This window comes from Nocardia otitidiscaviarum, from assembly GCF_007362295.1.
Taxonomy (GTDB): Bacteria; Actinomycetota; Actinomycetes; order Mycobacteriales; family Mycobacteriaceae; genus Nocardia; species Nocardia otitidiscaviarum.
The window spans coordinates 2,100,585-2,119,125 of sequence record NZ_CP041695.1; the positions used below are offsets into that span (position 1 = coordinate 2,100,585).

15 protein-coding genes, 2 tRNA genes and 1 pseudogene are annotated in these 18,541 nt (G+C 68.2%); 10 read left to right on the plus strand and 8 right to left on the minus strand.

Annotation, left to right across the window (positions count from 1 at the left end; all coding sequences use genetic code 11):
• Positions 1-82: 82 nt before the first annotated feature.
• On the minus strand, positions 83-1,375 hold the full coding sequence (locus tag FOH10_RS09005; RefSeq protein WP_143980365.1) for a hypothetical protein: 1,293 nt from the start codon (positions 1,373-1,375) through the stop codon (positions 83-85).
• Between the two features lie 357 nt (positions 1,376-1,732).
• On the opposite strand from FOH10_RS09005, the gene FOH10_RS09010 reads away from it, so the two are divergent.
• Positions 1,733-3,304: a bifunctional phosphatase PAP2/diacylglycerol kinase family protein gene (locus FOH10_RS09010; protein ID WP_244961818.1), complete on the plus strand. Its 1,572-nt coding sequence runs from the start codon at positions 1,733-1,735 to the stop codon at positions 3,302-3,304.
• Between the two features lie 35 nt (positions 3,305-3,339).
• Here FOH10_RS09010 and FOH10_RS09015 read toward each other — a convergent pair whose 3' ends face one another.
• Positions 3,340-3,837, minus strand: coding sequence for a hypothetical protein (locus tag FOH10_RS09015; RefSeq protein WP_143980366.1), 498 nt, complete (start codon positions 3,835-3,837; stop codon positions 3,340-3,342).
• A gap of 138 nt (positions 3,838-3,975) precedes the next feature.
• Positions 3,976-5,157 carry an imidazolonepropionase gene (hutI, locus tag FOH10_RS09020; protein ID WP_244961819.1) on the minus strand — a complete coding sequence of 394 codons (1,182 nt, stop codon included), beginning with the start codon at positions 5,155-5,157 and terminating at the stop codon, positions 3,976-3,978.
• A 206-nt stretch (positions 5,158-5,363) separates the two neighbouring features.
• Here hutI and hutC point away from each other — a divergent pair, with 206 nt between their 5' ends.
• Positions 5,364-6,137 (plus strand): histidine utilization transcriptional repressor HutC, encoded by a 774-nt coding sequence (hutC, locus tag FOH10_RS09025; protein WP_244961821.1) that lies wholly within the window; start codon positions 5,364-5,366, stop codon positions 6,135-6,137.
• A 281-nt stretch (positions 6,138-6,418) separates the two neighbouring features.
• Here hutC and FOH10_RS09030 read toward each other — a convergent pair whose 3' ends face one another.
• Entirely contained in the window at positions 6,419-6,877 is a 459-nt protein-coding gene (locus tag FOH10_RS09030) for an NUDIX domain-containing protein (protein ID WP_186000766.1), read from the minus strand.
• 303 nt (positions 6,878-7,180) lie between these two features.
• A tRNA-Leu gene (locus FOH10_RS09035) sits at positions 7,181-7,267 on the minus strand.
• A gap of 219 nt (positions 7,268-7,486) precedes the next feature.
• Between FOH10_RS09035 and FOH10_RS09040 the strand changes: the two genes are divergently transcribed.
• From FOH10_RS09040 to FOH10_RS35505, 6 genes and pseudogenes are all read left to right on the plus strand, one after another.
• Positions 7,487-8,113, plus strand: coding sequence for an ANTAR domain-containing response regulator (locus tag FOH10_RS09040; RefSeq protein WP_029929050.1), 627 nt, complete (start codon positions 7,487-7,489; stop codon positions 8,111-8,113).
• Positions 8,114-8,327: 214 nt separating this feature from the next.
• Positions 8,328-9,551: a branched-chain amino acid ABC transporter substrate-binding protein gene (locus FOH10_RS09045; protein ID WP_244961824.1), complete on the plus strand. Its 1,224-nt coding sequence runs from the start codon at positions 8,328-8,330 to the stop codon at positions 9,549-9,551.
• A gap of 92 nt (positions 9,552-9,643) precedes the next feature.
• A complete protein-coding gene (locus FOH10_RS09050) occupies positions 9,644-10,681 on the plus strand; it encodes a branched-chain amino acid ABC transporter permease (protein WP_143980368.1) in 1,038 nt (345 codons plus the stop codon).
• Positions 10,678-11,910 carry a branched-chain amino acid ABC transporter permease gene (locus FOH10_RS09055; protein ID WP_143980369.1) on the plus strand — a complete coding sequence of 411 codons (1,233 nt, stop codon included), beginning with the start codon at positions 10,678-10,680 and terminating at the stop codon, positions 11,908-11,910. Before FOH10_RS09050 ends, FOH10_RS09055 begins: the two co-directional genes overlap by 4 nt.
• Positions 11,907-12,863 (plus strand): annotated as a pseudogene (locus tag FOH10_RS35500) (ABC transporter ATP-binding protein); the annotation flags it as partial. The gene FOH10_RS09055 and the pseudogene FOH10_RS35500, both read left to right, overlap by 4 nt.
• Positions 12,864-13,052: 189 nt before the next feature.
• Positions 13,053-13,766, plus strand: a complete 714-nt coding sequence (locus tag FOH10_RS35505; protein WP_228812569.1) for an ABC transporter ATP-binding protein — start codon at positions 13,053-13,055, stop codon at positions 13,764-13,766.
• A gap of 57 nt (positions 13,767-13,823) precedes the next feature.
• On the opposite strand, the gene FOH10_RS09065 is transcribed toward FOH10_RS35505, so the two are convergent.
• Positions 13,824-13,896, minus strand: a tRNA-Trp gene (locus FOH10_RS09065).
• A 56-nt stretch (positions 13,897-13,952) separates the two neighbouring features.
• Complete coding sequence (locus tag FOH10_RS09070; protein ID WP_143980371.1) at positions 13,953-14,279, minus strand: hypothetical protein; 327 nt, start codon at positions 14,277-14,279, stop codon at positions 13,953-13,955.
• A 144-nt stretch (positions 14,280-14,423) separates the two neighbouring features.
• Here FOH10_RS09070 and polA point away from each other — a divergent pair, with 144 nt between their 5' ends.
• A complete protein-coding gene (gene polA, locus FOH10_RS09075; RefSeq protein ID WP_244961827.1) occupies positions 14,424-17,165 on the plus strand; it encodes a DNA polymerase I in 2,742 nt (913 codons plus the stop codon).
• A gap of 177 nt (positions 17,166-17,342) precedes the next feature.
• Here the strand turns inward: polA and FOH10_RS09080 are convergent, their stop codons facing one another.
• Positions 17,343-17,684 carry a four-helix bundle copper-binding protein gene (locus tag FOH10_RS09080; protein WP_143980373.1) on the minus strand — a complete coding sequence of 114 codons (342 nt, stop codon included), beginning with the start codon at positions 17,682-17,684 and terminating at the stop codon, positions 17,343-17,345.
• Positions 17,685-18,068: 384 nt separating this feature from the next.
• Between FOH10_RS09080 and FOH10_RS09085 the strand changes: the two genes are divergently transcribed.
• Positions 18,069-18,512, plus strand: coding sequence for a 2-isopropylmalate synthase (locus tag FOH10_RS09085; RefSeq protein ID WP_143980374.1), 444 nt, complete (start codon positions 18,069-18,071; stop codon positions 18,510-18,512).
• Positions 18,513-18,541: the final 29 nt, after the last annotated feature.

Below are 18,541 nucleotides of genomic sequence, written 5' to 3' on the forward strand. Positions count from 1 at the left end.
AACCCGTCCACAGCATCCCGCTCGGCTCCACGGTCAGAGCCGGAACGACCCCGGCTCGGCACCGGCGCCCACTGATCCGTCCCTATGCTTCCGGCGCGTCGCCGACCGATGCATGCGGCGGGAGCTCCGGTACCGACGGCGGTACAGCCACGGGAGCATCCGAAGCCAGCTCGGCGTCCGGTGCGTGCCGGGTCATGTCGGGCGCGCGGGTTTCCTGTGCTGTGGCGGCGAATGTGCGCGGCGAGTGGTCGGATACCGGGGGGAACGGTGTCCCCTCGGACTCGAGTACGGGGCGGGTCGTCCCGGGCTCCGGCGTCGGCGGAGCCTGCCCGACCTCCGCCGAGTGCGATTGCGGCTCGGGGTCCGGAGTGCGCTCGGGCGAGTCCGCCTCGCGGACGGGCGGCCGGGACCCGGGAGTGTGCGGGGGCGGCAAGGACTCCGACACGTGTGCGGGGGAGCGCGGTGTGCGCTCGGACTCCGAGGGGGCCGGTACCGCCTCGGACTCCGGTGTGGGTCGGGTTGTTCGGGACTCTGGCGCTGGTGTGGGTCGGGTTGTTCGGGACTCCGGCTCCGGTGTGGGTGGAACTTGCCCGCTCGCGGTCGGGAGCGGTACCGGGTCCGCGTTCGCGGTGCGCTCGGGCGTCCCCGCCTCGGCGGCGGGCGGCTGTGGCCCGGCCGCCCGCGGGGTCGGGAACGACTCTGCCTCCTGCGCAAGGTTTTCGGGGACGGCGGGCGGGGCCTCGGGCTCGGAGGTCTCCGGCGTGACGGCGTCGTTCGCGGTGGCGGCCGCGTCGTCGGCCCGGCTGCGGGAGATCACCCCCTCCAGTTCCTCCACCAGCGCGACCAGTTCCGCGCGCAGGTCGGCCACCTCGGCAGCCAGCTCGTCGCGGGCGGCCTCACGTTCGACGAGGTTGGCGCGCAGGGTGTCGATGGTGTCGTTCATGGCGGCCAGCTGGCGGTCGGCTCCGCGCAGCCGCCATTCCACGATGGCGTGGCGGCCCACCGCGCCGCTGGCGTTCTCCACCCACTCCACCACGTAGTCGAGCCACGCGGGCTGCTTGGGCATCTTCTCGTGCTCGTCCCAGCCCTTGCGCAGGGCGGGCTTGGGGGAGAGCACCCGCTCACCGGCCGCCCCCGCGACGGGCGTGTTCAGCTGCACGTGGCTGATCTTCCCGGCGCTGGTGACCACGACGGTGAGGCGGTAGCGCCCCACCAGGTGCATGCGCAGCTCCGCCGCCCCGCGCCCATCGGCGTCCATGGCCCCGAGCCACGGCCCGTCGGCCGCGTCGATGATCGACTCGAGTACCCCGAGTTGTCCGACGCCGCGCCGCAGCCGCGTCGCCCGCTTGCGTAGGTCCTCGACCGTGTCGGTCATCTGATCCCAGTGCATATCGCCTTTCGGTGTTCGACGGCTGTCCGGCTTCGGCCGCACCTCGAACGGCCGTCCGCGTGTGGCCGTGCCCTTTCCCGCCGAATATATCGGCGTGCGCCGCCGCGCCCACGCAGGCGGCCGGGTGTCGGCGGCGGGCACCGCCGCGTTCACCCCAGCGCCTCGGTGGCGGGCGGACGCGCGCTCGGTCCGGCGGCGGCCCCGTTCGGCCGGAGTGCACCGATCGGGGTTCCGCGGTGCCGGCACAGCGGTGGCGCGGCGGCGCGTGGCCGAATACTGTTGTTGCAGGGGCGAATCCGCCCACCACGGTGTCGTGCCGGGGGAATCGGTAATGTCGAGCTGGTGAGTAGCTGGGTGCGTAGCAAATTCCGGAAGGTCGGCCGATTCGATCGAACGATCGAGGGTGCCGTGGCGCAGTTGCCCGCGTCGAGAATGGACAGCGGTTTGCTGCGACTGACCAACAGCGCCGACTACAGCATGCTGTGGTTGGGTATCGCGGCCCTGCTGGCAACACGCAAGGGCGCACCGCGCCGTGCGGCCATGCGCGGCGTGGCCTCGGTGGCCGGGGCCAGTCTCACCGTCAATGTCGGGCTCAAGACGCTCATCGCCCGCCGCCGGCCGGCCGCCGAGGTGCTGCCGATGTACCGGCGGCTGGTGCCCGCGCCGACATCGTCGTCCTTTCCGTCCGGGCATGCCGCCTGCGCGGCGGCCTTCGCCACCGCCGTCGCACTGGAAAGTCCCCGCACCGCGCTGGCGGTCGCGCCGCTGGCCGCCACCGTCGCCTATTCGCGGGTGCACACCGGCGTGCACTGGGGCTCCGATGTGCTGGTCGGCGCGGCGGTCGGCTCCGGTATCGCGCTGGCCACCCGGCGCTGGTGGCCGGTGCGGGAATCCGATGAGGCGCTGGCCCGTCCGGTGCGGGAGGCCCCCGTGCTGGTGGAGGGCAAGGGCCTCGTCGTCATGGTGAACCCGGTCTCCGGCGACCCCGACTACGACCCGACCGACGACATTCGCGCCGCGCTGCCCGCCGCCACCGTCCTGCGCACCCAGCGCGACCTGGATGCCGCGGAACAGCTCACCCGCGCCATCGCCGACGCCGAGGCGCCGGTGCTGGCGGTGGGCGTCGCCGGTGGTGACGGCACGGTCGCCTCGGTGGCCGCGGTCGCGCTGCGCCACGAACTGCCGCTGGTGGTGATCCCCACCGGCACCCTCAATCACTTCGCCCGCGACCTCGGCGTGTACGACCTGCGCGAGGTCATCGACGCGACCGGGGTGGGTGAGGCGGTCGCCGTCGATATCGCCAGCGTCGAATACGAGGCCGAGGGTGAGACACACACCCGCCATCTCATCAACACCTCGAGCATCGGCACCTATCCCGAACTGGTGCGGCTGCGCGAGCGCTGGCAGCACCGCTGGGGTAAGTGGCCCGCCTTCGCCGCCGCCCTGGTGGTGACGCTGCGTCGCGCCCAACCCATCGAGATCTGCCTGGACGGCCGCTGGCAGCGGGTGTGGTTCCTGTTCGTCGGCAACGGCCCGTATCACCCGCACGGCGCGGTGCCCGCCTTCCGCGACCGCCTCGATTCCGGACTGCTCGACGTGCGCTGGCTGCGCGCCGACCTGCGCTGGTCGCGGGCACGGGCGGTGGTGGCGCTGCTGCTGGGGGCCATCGGCCACAGTCGGGTCTACGGCGAACGCCAGTTGCCGGAGCTGCTGGTGCAGCTGCCCGCCCCGGAGGCCCTCGCCACCGACGGGGAGGTCATCGGCGACACCACCCACCTGCGCTACGCCATCGCCGGCGAGCTCGCCGTGTACCGTCGCGACGAATCGAATCCGTTGTGGGCCAACCGCTATCGCCCGCATCACCGCCGCGCGCCCTGGCTGCTCGACGCCTTCCGCCCGCGCCGTCCGAGCTGAGCGCCGCCAGCGGTTCAGGCCGCCAGGGGGCGGGCTCAGCCGAACCAGATGCCGCGCGGCACCACCCGCACGAAGCTGTTCGCGCTGTCGGGGATCTTTCCCTCGGGGTCGCTGCATCCGATGGTCAGTTCACCGGGTGTCGCGCCGACCGTCCACAGCGGTACCCAGGTCGCGCCCTGTGCGCCCTGCTCGGGTTCGGCGTCGGCGGGCGGCGGCAGCAGTTCGATCCCCTCGCCGGACGTGCTGGTCGCGGTGCACCGCAGCGCGGACCGGTCCCACTCCTGAAGCCCCTTGATATCGAGGACGGCGTCGGCGGGCATGATCACGACCTTGGTCTGACCCAGCGGAACGCGTTCCGCACCGGTCGCTTCACCGGGATCGTCGTTGCCGGTGGCGGTCGGCGCTGTCGTGGTGGTTGTGGATGTCGTGCCGGCCGGGGAGGAGTTCGTCTTCGTGTCGTCGCTGGCGCAACCGGCTGCCGCGACGACGGGCAACAGGCTGGCGATCATGAGGGACTTCGAGGTCCGGCGCATCCATACCTCCTGCTCGGGATGGGAGATTCGTACGCATGGTGCCATCTCGCTCGGAATAGCTACCGTTACCGAGAGTAGTGAATAGCTAATTCTCGGCGAATGCGGCCGTGGGTGGGCGACGTGAGCGGAGTCGACCGGTCACGCGGTGTGGCGTCCGACGAGATCGCCGTCCTTCCAGACCTCGCGCACCAGCGCCACCCCGGGCCGGTAGGCGAGGTGCAGATAGGACGGGGCATCGAGCGCGAGCGCATCGGCGCGGGCGCCGATGCTCAATCGTCCGATATCGGTGCGGCGCAGCGCCTTCGTGCCACCCAGGGTGGCCGCCCACACCGCCTCCTCGGGGCTCATCTTCATCTCCCGCACCGCGAGCGCGATACAGAACGGCAGGCTGGTGGTGTAGCTGGTGCCGGGATTGCAGTCCGCGCCCAGGGCCACCGTCACACCGGCGTCGAGTAGGGCGCGGGCGTCGGGGTAGGCGTTGCGGGTGCAGAAGTCGGCTCCCGGCAACAATGTCGCCACTGTCGAACTGCTCGCGAGCGCGTCGATATCCGCATCGGTCACATAGGTGACGTGGTCCACCGACGCGGCCCCCATCTCGACGGCCAGTCGCACTCCCGGTCCGGTGCCGAGTTGATTGCCGTGCACCCGCGGCACCAGCCCGTGTGCCACGCCGGCCCGGAGCACCGCGCGGGACTGCTCCTCGTCGAACGCGCCGCGCTCACAGAACACGTCGATCCAGGTGGCGTGCGGTGCAACGGTTTCGATCATCTCATCGCACACCATGACGACGTAGTCGTCGGCCCGACCCGCGTATTCCGGCGGTGGAACGTGGGCGGCGAGCAGGGTCACCTCCTCGGTGAATCGTCCCGCCACCAGTGCGCCGCGCAGTTCGTCGCGGGTGGTCTGCCCGTACCCGGTCTTGCATTCGACGGTGGTGCTGCCCGAACGCAGTGCCTCGGCCATCAGTCGCCGCACCGTGTTCTCCAGCTGGGTGTCGTCGGCGGCGCGGGTGGCCTCGATGGTGGTGCGGATACCGCCCGCCGTGTACGGCGTCCCGGTCATGCGCGCCGCGAACTCCTCGGCCCGGTCCCCGGCGAACACCAGGTGCGAGTGGCTCTCCACGAAGCCGGGCAGCAGCGCTCGCCCGCCGAGATCCACCCCGAGGTCGGCGGCGGGCGCGGCGGCGCTGTCTCCCACCCAGCTCACCCGTCCGTCGGCGAAGGCGATGGCCGCATCACGGCGCACCCCGAGTGGCCCCGCGCCGAGTTCCGGATCATTGGTGACGAGCGTCCCGATATTCGAGACGACGAACGATGCCACGGTGAATTCCTTTCCGCCTCGAGCGAGATGCCCGCGCCGCGCTGCCCACGCCTCCGGTGTGGTCGAGCGTCCCATGCCGATCTCGCCGCCGTGGGCGATCGACACCCGCGACGCGCCGGAAGCGGTGCCGTCCAGTTGTATATTCCTGTATATACAGCCGTCAAGGGCCGTGGTGTGGCCGGTAGGCTGCGGGGCCGGAGCAATGGATGGGCGAGGAGCGGTTGGGCGGTATGGCGGCGGTCGACGGCGAACTGGCCGCACTGTTCGAACAGTCGGGCGGCGAGGCCGTGCCCGCCTATGAGCGCGTCAAGAACCTGGTGTCCGCGCAGATCCGCTCGGGCCGCTGGGTGGAGGGCGATCAGGTGCCGTCGGAACATCAGCTCGTCGCCGCCACCGGCCTGTCCCGCATGACCGTCAACCGTGCCCTGCGCGAACTCGCCGCCGAGGGCCTGATCGTGCGCACGGCGGGAGTGGGCACCTTCGTCGGCGGCGCCAAGGCGTCCTCACCCCTGTTCGAGGTCCGCAATATCGCCGACGACATCGCCCGCCGCGGCCACCGCCACCACACCGAGGTCATCCTGGTCCGCGCCGAGACCATCGCCCCCGACCACACCCACCTGCGAGATTCCCTCGGCGCCACAGCGTTCCACTCCATCCTCGTCCACTACGAGGGCGGCACGCCGATCCAACTGGAGGATCGCTACGTCAACCCCACCGCCGCCCCCGACTACCTGGCCCAGGACTTCACCGCCACCACCCCCAACGACTACCTCAGCCGCGTTGCCCCGCTGATCCGCGGTGAGCACATTGTCGAAGCCGTCCTGGCAACACCGGACGAATGCCGCCACCTCCATATCACCCCCACCGAACCCTGCCTCCTCATCCGCCGCCGCACCTGGTCCGCCACCGGCCTCGTAAGCGTCGCCCGCCTCCTCCACCCGGGCTCCCGCAACCGCCTCGAAGGGATATTCGGGCGCTGAATCACCCTGAACTGGTTCGCTGCGCGGGAAGCCGTAGTGGCGCAGGGGTATTGCACATCTCGCTTCGGAGTGGATTGCGGAAGCGATGAAATGAATTGGAAGTGGGGTGGCGTCGTGTGCCTTGCCTGACTGTCGCTGACGCCGGGTTGGGTGCCGTGGGCTCGGTTCCGGCCGTCGGACCGGCTGTGGTCCGGTTTCGAGATGTGATGGAGTGGTGCTGGCGGCGGCGGACGCGGCTTCGAGTGCGGTGGGATGCTTCCGTCGCGGGAGCAGGCCCCGTCTCATTCCCCATTCTCGAGATAGATCGGAAACCCGCCCGAGTCGATAACTCGAACCGTTGCTCTGATCCGCCGTACCAGCCGCGGCACTGTATATCGCTCCAGATCCGGCAGTCGCACGTAACGAGCCTCGGCCAACTCGCCATCGGGAAATCGCAACCGAGCGACATCCACACCATCGAGTTCGGGCGCCGCGAAGAGGAAGAGCAGCTTGTCGCCCGCCCTGTCCGGCGCCCAATCCACCGCCGCGAAACCCAAGTCGCGCACGGTGATTCCCAACTCCTCCCGGATTTCCCGGCGGCAGGCGTCCGCAGGAGACTCACCGATCTCGACATATCCGCCGGGGATATCCCAGTGGTCTTTGTAAGTGGGCCGCACCAGCAGTACTGACGACTCCCGCACGATGATCGCCCCGGCGGCAACGCGCGGAGCCGCCAGGCGCGAAACCGGCTCGGTGCTCATGCGTGGCGATGGTATAGGTGCCCCTCGGCACTCGATGTCCCCGGTTGGTTGTCCTGACCGGTTGTTCGCATCTCGCCGCGGCATCGCCGGCGATCGGTGCCGGAGCGAATATCGAAGTCGTACAGCGAATGCTGGGGTGCAAGACCGCCATTGCTGGTCCTGGACCCCTGTGGGCATGTGTTCCCGAACGGCCTGGACGCCGTCGCCGCGGGTACGGAGGCCGATGCGCGGGTTGCCGCGCACCAACTGTGTACCGCATGAGAACGGGGCCGTTCCGCTGATCTCGGAAACGACCCCTGACCTTGGTGCCGAGTGTGGGACTCGAACCCACACGTCCTTTCGGACAACGGTTTTTGAGACCGTCGCGTCTGCCAGTTCCGCCAACCCGGCGCACCGGGTGAAAACTATAGCGGGTGATCTGGCTGGGGACCTAACCACGCCGGGGATCGGGGGGTGACGTTGTGATACTGGTCGGTTTGCGCTGGGTAGATGGGTTGTGGGCGGAGGTGGGCGGTAGTCTTTGGGTTACTCGGATGCGTGCCGGTCGGCGAGGGTGGCGTCGGACGAGCAGCGTCGGTGTTGGTTATCGGAAGCGACAGGGGTCTATCTATGGGAACGACAGCAGGGGGCGCGGGCGCGAAGAAGGACTCCGCGCCGTCCGCCCCCAAGCGGGTGGTGGTCGCCGAGGACGAGGCCCTCATCCGGATGGATCTGGTCGAGATGCTCTCCGAGGAGGGCTATAACGTCGTCGGTGAGGCGGGTGACGGCCAGCAGGCGGTCGACCTGGCCGAGGAACTGCGTCCCGATCTGGTGATCATGGACGTCAAGATGCCGCGGCGGGACGGGATCGATGCCGCCGCCGAGATTGCCTCGAAACGCGTTGCCCCCGTGGTGATTCTGACCGCGTTCAGCCAGCGTGACCTGGTGGAGCGGGCGCGGGACGCCGGTGCGATGGCGTACCTGGTCAAGCCGTTCACGAAGTCGGATCTGGTGCCCGCCATCGAGCTGGCCGCCAGCCGCTTCCATGAGATCACGGCCCTCGAGGGGGAGGTCGCCAATCTCGCGGACCGGCTCGAGACCCGCAAGTTGGTGGAGCGTGCCAAGGGTGTGCTCATGCAGACGCAGGGGCTATCGGAACCGCAGGCATTCAAGTGGATACAGCGCACGGCCATGGACCGACGCACCACCATGAAGGCGGTCGCCGAAGTGGTGCTGGAGAATCTCGCACCCAAGTAATAGTTAACCGCTATGTTGCCGGGGCGGACCGTAGATCCTTAACGCCCTGGCAACACGGGCGGGAAAATAGTTTGTCTCGATGTCACACGACTGATGCGAATGTGATGCGCAGCTAACGCGGCGGGGCTATGTTCTGACCGGGTCGACATGATGAGGGCGGCCCCCTCGGCGAGCCGGGGAGTACAGAACATAGAGGTGAATCGTGCTTGGTTCAATGACGCGCACGTCTTCCCTGCGGCGCGGGCGCATGGCACGCGCGGTGGTCATCGGGGCGGCAGCGGCGCTCGCGCTGGCGGGATGCGGCAGCAAATCGACCGACAGCGGTACCGAGGGCGGCGGGCTCAGTATCCAGCCGCTGGTCCAGGTCGACCTGGACGGCAATGAGGTGGCCGCCGCCGATTCCAAGGCCGCGGCCGACCCGGCCGGTGACGGCAATGCCAAGTGCGCCCCGCAGTCCATCGCCATGGCGGGCCCGCTGACAGGCCCCAACGCCAATCTCGGCCTGAATATCGTCCGTGGCGCGAAGCTGGCCATCGACGAGTTCAACAAGGCCAATTCCGACTGCCAGGTGACGCTGAAGGAATTCGACACCGAGGGCAATCCGCAGAAGGCCACCCAGGTCATCCCGACGATCATCAACGACCCGTCGATCGTCGGTCTGCTCGGCCCGACCTTCTCCGGTGAGACCAAGGCGACCGGTCAGGTGCTCAGCGATGCCGGACTGCTGGCGCTTTCCCCGTCGGCCACCAATGTCGATCTCACCAAGAACGGCTGGAAGACCTTCTTCCGCGGCCTCGGCAATGACGGCATCCAGGGCCCGGCGGTCGCCAACTACCTGCTGCAGACCGGCAAGTACAAGAAGATCTGCGTCGTCGCGGACAACACCGACTACGGTGTCGGCCTGGCCCGGACCTTGACCGAGACCCTGGGTTCGGTCGCCGATCCGAGCTGCGCGGTCAACGTCAAGGAAGGCGACAAGGACTTCTCCGCCGCGGTGTCGAAGCTGTCGTCCGCCGCGCCGGACGCCATCTACTACGCGGGCTACTACGCCGAGGCGGCCCCGTTCGTGCAGCAGCTGCGCTCGGGCGGAGTGACGGCCGAATTCATCTCCGATGACGGCGCCAAGGATGTGGAGTTCGTGCGCCAGGCCGGCGACGCCGCCGAGGGCGCGCTCATCTCCTGCCCGTGTGGTCCCTCGCCGGACGAGTTCACCCAGGCGTACAAGGACCTCAACGGCTACGACCCGGGCACCTACTCCACCGAGGGCTACGACCTGACCACGATCATGCTGAAGGGCATTGTCGCCGGCAAGGTGAACCGCGCCGACATGGTCGAGTACGTGCGCACCTACCAGGGGCAGGGCCTGGCCCGCGAGTACAAGTGGGGCCCGACCGGTGAGCTGGAGAAGGCACTGATCTGGATGTACGAGGTCAAGTAGCAGCACCGATTCGAAACAGCGTGTGCCGGAATGGTGGGCCGGTTGTCGGGCCCGTCCGGCACACGCTGTTTCCTCCACGGCGAAAGTAACGAATGTCTTCACCAGCACTGGCCGGTGTGACCCTGCTGGCGAACGGGTCCATCGATTTCAATGTCACCGGTGTGATCGACCAATTCTGGCGGCTCACCGTCGACGGTCTCACCTATGGTTCGATCTACGCTCTGGTCGCGGTGGGCTACACCCTGGTTTACGGTGTACTGCGCCTCATCAATTTCGCCCATTCGGAAGTATTCATGCTGGGCATGTTCGGTCAATTGATCGGACTGATGCTGCTCGGTTTCGGGGCCAGCGGAAACGTCTACGCGCAGGGCACCGGATTGACGATCGTGTATCTCGGCACGGCCATGGTGATCGGCATGCTGGTCTCCGGCGGCGCCGCGGTCGGATTGGAGCGGGTCGCCTATCGGCCATTGCGCAAACGCGGTTCCAAGCGGCTCGCTTTTCTGATCTCGGCGATCGGCATGTCGTTCGTTCTGCAGGAGATCGTGCACTACATACTGCCGAAGATCTGGCCGGGTTTCGGCGGTACCAACGCCCAACAGCCGATCATGCTGGTGCGGCCGACCGAACTGTTCACCGTCTTCGATGCCGCAGTCACCAATACCGCGGTCGTCATCATCCTTGCCGCGGTCCTGCTCGCCGTTGCCGCCGAACTCTTCATCCAGCGAACCAAATTCGGCCGCGGCGTGCGCGCGGTCGCGCAGGATCCGGATACCGCCACCCTGATGGGCGTCTCCCGCGAGCGGGTCATCATGCTGACCTTCTTCATCGGCGGCCTGCTCGCCGGTGCCGCGGCGCTGCTGTACACGCTGCGGGTGCCCAACGGCATCATCTACTCCGGCGGATTCATTCTGGGCATCAAGGCGTTCAGCGCCGCCGTGCTGGGCGGCATCGGCAACCTGCGGGGCGCGTTGCTGGGCGGACTGCTGCTCGGGCTGGCCGAGATGTACGGGCAGATCCTGTTCGGCACCGAATGGCGCGACGTGGTCGCCTTCGTGCTGCTGGTCGCGGTGCTGATGTTCCGGCCGACCGGCATTCTGGGTGAGAGTCTGGGGAGGGCCCGCGCATGAGCGAACCGAAGACGACCGACCGGCCGCAGGGTACGGAGCGGACCATGCGCGGTGTCGGCGATGCACTGCGTTCCTGGTGGGGCGGATTGTCCCGGCCCGCGCAGTGGGCCGTCGGCGTACCGGCCATCGTGGCGCTGGCGCTGCTGCCACTGTTCCCGCCGCCGCTGCTCGACACCCCGGGCACCAGTTTCGGCGGTGTGATGGCGCAGTTCGCCATGACGGCACTCATCGCCATCGGCCTGAATGTCGTTGTGGGACAGGCGGGTCTGCTCGATCTGGGCTATGTCGGCTTCTATGCCGTCGGCGCCTACTCGGTGGGCCTGCTCACCAGCCCGAACAGTCCGTGGAATCAAACCGACGGCGGCTTCCTCAATACCAAATGGGCATGGCTGGCCTGTGTGCCGATCGCCATTCTGCTCACCGCCATCTCCGGGCTCATCCTGGGGACGCCGACACTGCGGTTGCGCGGCGACTACCTGGCCATCGTGACTCTCGGCTTCGGTGAGATCGTGCGGCTGCTGGCCGACAATCTCGGTGACATCACCAATGGCAGCCTCGGTCTGTCCGGTATCGCCTACCCGCGGGTCGGTGAATCGGAGGACCATCCGGGCGGCTACTTCTCCTCCGGAAATCTCGGCGACTCCGAGAGCGGAAATCTGTTGGACCGCGCCAACTCCGGCACCTGGTGGTTCTGGATCGGTATGGCGCTGGTGATCCTGGTCCTGGTGCTGGTGGGCAATCTCGAGCGCAGCCGCGTCGGCCGGGCCTGGGTGGCCATCCGCGAGGACGAGGACGCCGCCGAGATGATGGGGGTGCCCGCCTTCAAGTTCAAACTGTGGGCCTTCACCATCGGCGCGGCCATCGGCGGTCTGTCGGGTGCGCTGTACGCGGGCCAGGTGCAGTACATCAATCCGGGCGTGTTCAACATCATCAACTCCATGCTGTTCCTGTGCGCCGTGGTCATCGGCGGTCAGGGCAACAAGCTCGGGGTGATCGTGGGCGCGTTCCTGGTGGTGTACCTGCCGAACCGGTTCATGTCGGTGGAGGTGGGTGATCAGTCGCTCGGTGACTACAAGTATCTGTTCTTCGGTCTCGCGTTGGTGGTGGTGATGATCTTCAGACCGCAGGGTCTGTTCCCGGTCCGGCAGCGGCTGCTCGCCTACGGGCGGCAGGTGTACCGGGCAGTGCACAAACCGGCGGCGCCGGCTACGACGGGAGCACGGCGATGACCGGGCCCGGCGCGGGCGACGCGCTGTACGACAACGAGGATTTCGCGGCCGGATACACCGAGGCCCCGGAGGCCGAGAGCACCGGCACCGTGGACGTCTCCGAGGTGGTGCCCGGTCTGGGCAGTGCGGCGGCCGTCGCCGAGGTGGTCGCACCGCATCGCGAGATCGAGACCGCGGTCGGCGCCCCGCTGTTGCGCACCGACGACCTGACCGTGCGGTTCGGCGGCCTGACGGCCTTGGATCAGGTCAGTTTCGAGATCCGACGCGGCGAGATCCTCGGGCTCATCGGGCCCAACGGGGCGGGCAAGACCACCTGCTTCAATGCCATCACCGGGGTCTACCGGCCGAGCGGGGGCACCGTCACCTTCGACGGGAAGCCGCTCACCAAGACCAAACGCAACGAGATCACCCGCCTCGGCATCGCACGCACCTTCCAGAACATCCGGCTGTTCGAGGAGATGACCGCGCTGGAGAACGTGGTGGTGGGAACCGATGCGCGGCACCGGACTTCGGTGCCCGGCGCGTTGTTCCGCACCGCCCGCCACCGGCGCGAGGAGCACGACGCCATCGAGCGCGGGATGGCGCTGCTGGAATTCGTCGGCATCGCGCCGCGCGCGGTGGAGAAGGCGCGCAACCTGTCCTACGGTGACCAGCGTCGGCTGGAGATCGCGCGGGCGCTGGCCACCGAGCCGAAACTGCTGTGCCTGGACGAACCCGCCGCCGGCTTCAATCCCAGCGAGAAGTCCGCGCTCATGGACCTGATTCGCAAGATCCGTGACGACGGCTTCACCGTACTGCTCATCGAGCACGATATGCGGCTGGTCATGGGCGTGACGGATCGGATCGTGGTGCTCGAGTTCGGGCGCAAGATCGCCGACGGGCTACCGGAGCAGATCCGCGAGGACCCGGCGGTGATCGCGGCGTATCTGGGTGTGCCGGAGGACAGTCCGGCCGCCGAGGTGGCTGCCGAGGACGTCGTGGAGGGTGCCGAGGCCGAGGAGATCGCGGCCGATGTCGCCGCGGCGGAGGATACGGATTCCGCGGCGGCCGACACCGGCGAGCCCGGTCGCACCTCGTCGACGGAATCGGCTGTCACGCTGCGCAAGAGCGCTGGAGCGACGGCCCAGGAGGGGGAGTCGGCGCTGCTCCAAGTCGACGACATCGTCGTCAACTATGGCAGAATCCAAGCGCTGCACGGTATCTCATTGAATGTCGGCTCCGGTGAGCTGGTGACCCTGCTGGGCGCCAACGGTGCGGGCAAGACCACCACCATGCGCGCCCTGTCCGGCCTGCTGCCCTTGACCAGGGGGCGAATCCTGTTCGAGGGCAAGGACATCACCCGTATGAAGGCGCACGAGCGGGTGCTGGCCGGGCTCATCCAGGCTCCCGAGGGGCGCGGCGTCTTCCCGGGAATGACGGTCCAGGAGAATCTGGACATGGGCTGCTACGCCCGGCCGTTCAAACAGCGGTCGGAGTACGACTCCACCCTGGACTGGGTCTTCGAGCTGTTCCCCCGCCTCGCCGAGCGCCGCCGCCAGGTCGGCGGCACCCTCTCCGGCGGTGAACAGCAGATGCTCGCCATCGGCCGCGCCCTCATGGCCCGCCCGAAGCTCCTGCTCCTGGACGAGCCGTCGATGGGTCTGGCCCCCATGGTGATCCAGCAGATCTTCCGCATCATCACCGAGATCAACGACAGCGGCACCACGGTCCTGCTGGTCGAACAGAACGCCCAGCAGGCCCTCACCCGCAGCGACCGCGCCTACATCCTGGAAACCGGCGAGGTGACCAAGTCCGGACCCGGCCGCGACCTCCTGGTCGACCCCGCCATCAAATCCGCCTACCTCGGCGTCGGCTGAACCGGCGACATACGCGTCGGGCCGGTCATCCACGGATGACCGGCCCGACACTCTTTGCAGGGGCGACAGGACTTGAACCTGCAACCTGCGGTTTTGGAGACCGCTGCTCTGCCAATTGAGCTACGCCCCTTCGTTGCGCGCGACTACCGTACCAACATCACGCGCCGGGACGAAATCGCTTTTCCATCACCCCAAACCGAGCCGCTCCAACCACGCGTCCAACCGCCCCGCCGCCGCCCCCGACCAGTACGAGCTGCGCCACTCCCGCCCGGCCGCCAGCTCCAGCAACCGGGGCAGCAGGTAGCGGAAGTCGTCGACGCCGCCCCAGGTACTCATCGCCTTCGCGGCGTATCGGGCCAACGCCTCCGGCGTGAGCGATCGGATCGGCTCATCCAGTAGACGGCGTCCCTCGTCCGGTGCGACGCAGTGCGGGCAGCCGTCGATCACGTCGGGGCGTGGGACCCGTGCGAACACGTCGTACAGTTCACGCAATGCCGCGGCCCGGTCGCACACGGCTGTGAGGATACGGCGACGACCGGTCCGATGCCGAGTCGTCGGCGGGCCGGTGCCGGTGGGAGTGCACCGATTCGGTCGGCGTCGGGACCGGTTCGCGCCCGGTGCGTACGGTTGTCGGTGGACGTCCCTAGACTCTGGTGCGTGACTCCTGCCTCTATCGATCAGCGTCCGAGTGCTGCGTCCACCGCTACCGCCGATGTGGGGGAGCGGCCTACGTTGTTGCTGCTGGATGGGCATTCGCTGGCTTATCGGGCGTTCTACGCGCTGCCGGCGGAGAACTTCAAGACGCAGAGCGGGCAGACCACCAATGCCGTGTACGGGTTCACGGCGATGCTGATCAATCTGCTGCGGGACGAGAAGCCCACACATGTGGCGGCGGCGTTCGACGTGAACCGGAAGACGTTCCGGACCGAGGCGTATCCGGAGTACAAGGCGAACCGGATCACCACGCCGGACGAGTTCCGGGGGCAGGTGGAGATCACCCAGGAGGTGCTGGGGGCGCTCGGGATTCCCACCATGGCGATGGAGGGGTACGAGGCGGACGACATCATCGCCACGCTCACCACGCAGGCGGTGCCGCAGGGATACCGGGTGCTGATCGTGAGCGGCGACCGGGATTCGCTGCAACTGGTCAACGACGATGTCACCGTGCTGTACCCGAAGAAGGGCGTCAGCGAGCTGACCCGGTTCACCCCGGCGGCGGTGGAGGAGAAGTACGGGCTCACCCCGGCGCAGTATCCCGACTTCGCGGCGCTGCGCGGCGACCCGAGTGACAACCTGCCCGGCATTCCCGGCGTCGGCGAGAAGACCGCCGCCAAATGGGTGCGTGAATACGGCGACCTGGCCGCACTGGTGGACAAGGTGGACACCGTCAAGGGCAAGGTGGGAGACGCGCTGCGCGCCAACCTGTCCAGCGTGGTGCTCAACCGGCAGCTCACGGAGATGGTGCGTGATGTGCCGGTGCCCTACACCCCCGACCAGCTGGCCATGCAGCCGTGGGACCGGGAGAAGATCCACTCCCTGTTCGACGACCTGGAATTCCGCGTCCTGCGCGACCGCCTGTTCGACACCCTCGCCCCGGTGGAACCCGAGGCCGAGGCCGGATTCGAGATCAGCGGCGGCACCCTGGCTCCGGGCTCGGTCGCCGACTGGCTGGCCGAACACGCCAAAGCCGGTCAGCGCCACGGCGTTTCGGTGGTCGGCATCGGCCATCCGGTCAATGGCGACACCAAGGCCATCGCCATCGCGGCCGCCGACGGCGAAGGCGGCTACCTCGACGTCCACGCCCTCACCCCGGAGGACGAGGCCGCGCTCGGCGCCTGGCTCGCCGATCCGGAGACCCCCAAGGCCCTGCACGAGGCCAAGTCGGCCATGCACGCGCTGCGCGCCCGCGGCTGGGCCCTCGGCGGCCTCACCAGCGATACCGCCCTGGCCGCCTACCTGGTCCGGCCGGGCCAGCGCACCTTCACCCTCGACGATCTGTCGCTGCGCTACCTCAAGCGCGAACTGCGAGTGGAGGATTCGGGCGCGGCCCAGCTGTCCCTGCTCGACGACGAGGACCAGGTCGACGAGGAGCTCGCCAAGACCGAGATCCTGCGCGCCCAGGCGGTCTCCGACCTCGCCGCCGCCTTCGACGAGGAACTCGAGCGCATCGAGTCCACCGCCCTGCTGCGCGATATGGAACTGCCGCTGCTGGCCGTGCTCGCCGATCTCGAACAGGCCGGTATCGCCGTCGACGCCGATCAGCTCGAACAGTTGCAGCGCGAATTCGCCGACCGGGTCGCCGAGGCCGCGAACAACGCTTACGAGGTGATCGGCAAGCAGATCAACCTCGGCTCGCCCAAGCAGTTGCAGGTGGTGCTGTTCGACGAGCTCGACATGCCCAAGACCAAGCGCACCAAGACCGGCTACACCACCGACGCCGACGCGCTGGAGGGCCTGTACGAGAAGACCCAGCACCCGTTCCTGCAACATCTGCTCGAGCATCGCGACGCCACCCGGCTCAAGGTGACCGTGGACGGCCTGCTCAAATCCGTCGCCGACGACGGCCGTATCCACACCACCTTCAATCAGACCATCGCCGCCACCGGACGGCTGTCGTCCACCGAGCCGAATCTGCAGAACATCCCGATCCGCACCGACACCGGTCGCCGCATCCGCGACACCTTCGTGGTCGGCCCCGGCTTCGAATCGCTCATGACCGCCGACTACAGCCAGATCGAAATGCGGATCATGGCGCACCTGTCCAAGGACGAGGGCCTGATCGAGGCGTTCAACTCCGGTGAGGACCTGCACACCTTCGTGGCGTCCAAGGCGTTCGACATTCCGCTTGCGGAGGTGCACCCGGAAATGCGCCGCCGCATCAAGGCCATGTCCTACGGCCTGGCGTACGGTCTGTCCGCCTACGGCCTGTCGCAGCAGTTGAAGATCAGCGCCGAGGAGGCCAAGGCGCAGATGGAGGTGTACTTCAACCGCTTCGGCGCCATCCGCGACTATCTGCGCGACGCCGTCGAGCAGGCGCGCAAGGTGGGCTACACCGAAACCCTGTTCGGCCGCCGCCGTTACCTGCCGGACCTGGACTCCAGCAACCGTCAGCGCCGCGAGGCAGCCGAACGCATGGCGCTCAACGCACCCATCCAGGGCACGGCCGCCGACATCATCAAGGTCGCCATGATCGACACCCAGCGCGCCATCCGGGCGGCGGGCCTGAAGTCGCGCATGCTCCTGCAGATCCACGACGAACTCGTCTTCGAGGTGGCGTCGGGGGAGCGTGAAGCGCTGGAATCGCTTGCCCGCGAACATATGTCGAAGGCCATCGACCTTTCGGTGCCGCTCGAGGTGTCGGTGGGCGTGGGCCGCAGCTGGGACGCGGCCGCGCACTGACCGACCGTGGGTGCGCACCGCCCGTGAGCATCGCGCGCACGGGCGGTGCGCCCGCGTGAATCGGTGCGTCGCCGCCGACGCAACCGGCTGTGTTGTTTCGGCGGTATCGGCCGGGTGCGTACCGGCTTCCGACTGCACGCCGGAATGTGGCGTGCACGGTCGCGTGTCGGGGGATGGTCAGGAGTTTTGCGGGAGGGTGCTCGGCGCTATCAACGCGCAGGCCAGCGCGGTGGCACGGCAGATGTCCGCGCAGGCCCGCTCGCCGTACTGTTCGCACTGCTCGGCGAGGTCGATGCAGGCGTCGCGGGTCAATTCGCACAGCCACGCCGCCCAGGGGGAGTCGCGGTCCAGCAGGTCGGCCGTGTGGCGGCTCAGTTCGGACACATCGGTCAGCATGGCGGTATGCCGCCGGTCCACGTGGGTCGCGCCGGGATCCGGATCGGCGTGGATCTGGTGTCGGCAGGTGCGGTGGCAGCGGAGGAGATGGTCGATGGTGCGCTGGAACGTGGGATCGGGCATGGCACCTCTTCCGTTGATTAGCTGCTGATTTGCCCATTGTCGTGGACGGGGTCCTGAGAGTCCCGCAGGCATGCCGCTGCGACCGTGGTGAAAGTTACTCGTGGGTCGGCGCGGAATATGGTTGCTATCCCCGAGATGTCCCCTTAAGCTCGACGCCGTGCCGAATCCCGCCTACAGCCGCAGCGCAGCGCTCGACGTCGCCGACCGCGACCGCGCCGCGCTTCTTCCGCTCACCGCGATGGTGGCTGTGGCGCGAATTCTCGTAGTAGCCCGCCGTAGCGGGGTCTGATTCGGACCGGCCCCCTCGCTGCGGCCACTCTGCTCTTGATTTTCGCTGGTCCCCTCTGCCATTCCTCGGAAGATTCGGGAAGACCAAACCTCACCATGACCATCACCATCGATACCCACACGTTCATCGCCGCTGCCCCCGCGAGCCTGCGGGCCGAATGCCGCGACCTCACCCCCGCCGAGTTCTACGACCGGTACTGCGAACACGAAGGCCCGGTCAAGCTCAGTGAGTGGACGCCCATCGGGCACCACGGACCCGGCGGGCGCTACACGGCGACCCTCGAGATCGCCAACCACCTGCGCACCGTCGTGGCGGCGGGCAGTCCGGTGGCGACGCTGACCTCGGCCCTCTACGACGAGGGCTATCCGGTCGAGATCCTCGCCTTCCACCAGCGCCGCACCGACGAGGGCATCGCCACCTTCGTCCAGTGCGAGTTCAACAACCGTCGCGGTTGGGGCGCCGCCCTCGCCGACGACGGCGCCGAATCCGCCATCCGCGCCATGATCGCGGGCATCAACCACCTCGGAACCCACTTCTGAGGTAGTGCCGCACCCCGCTACCCGACGGT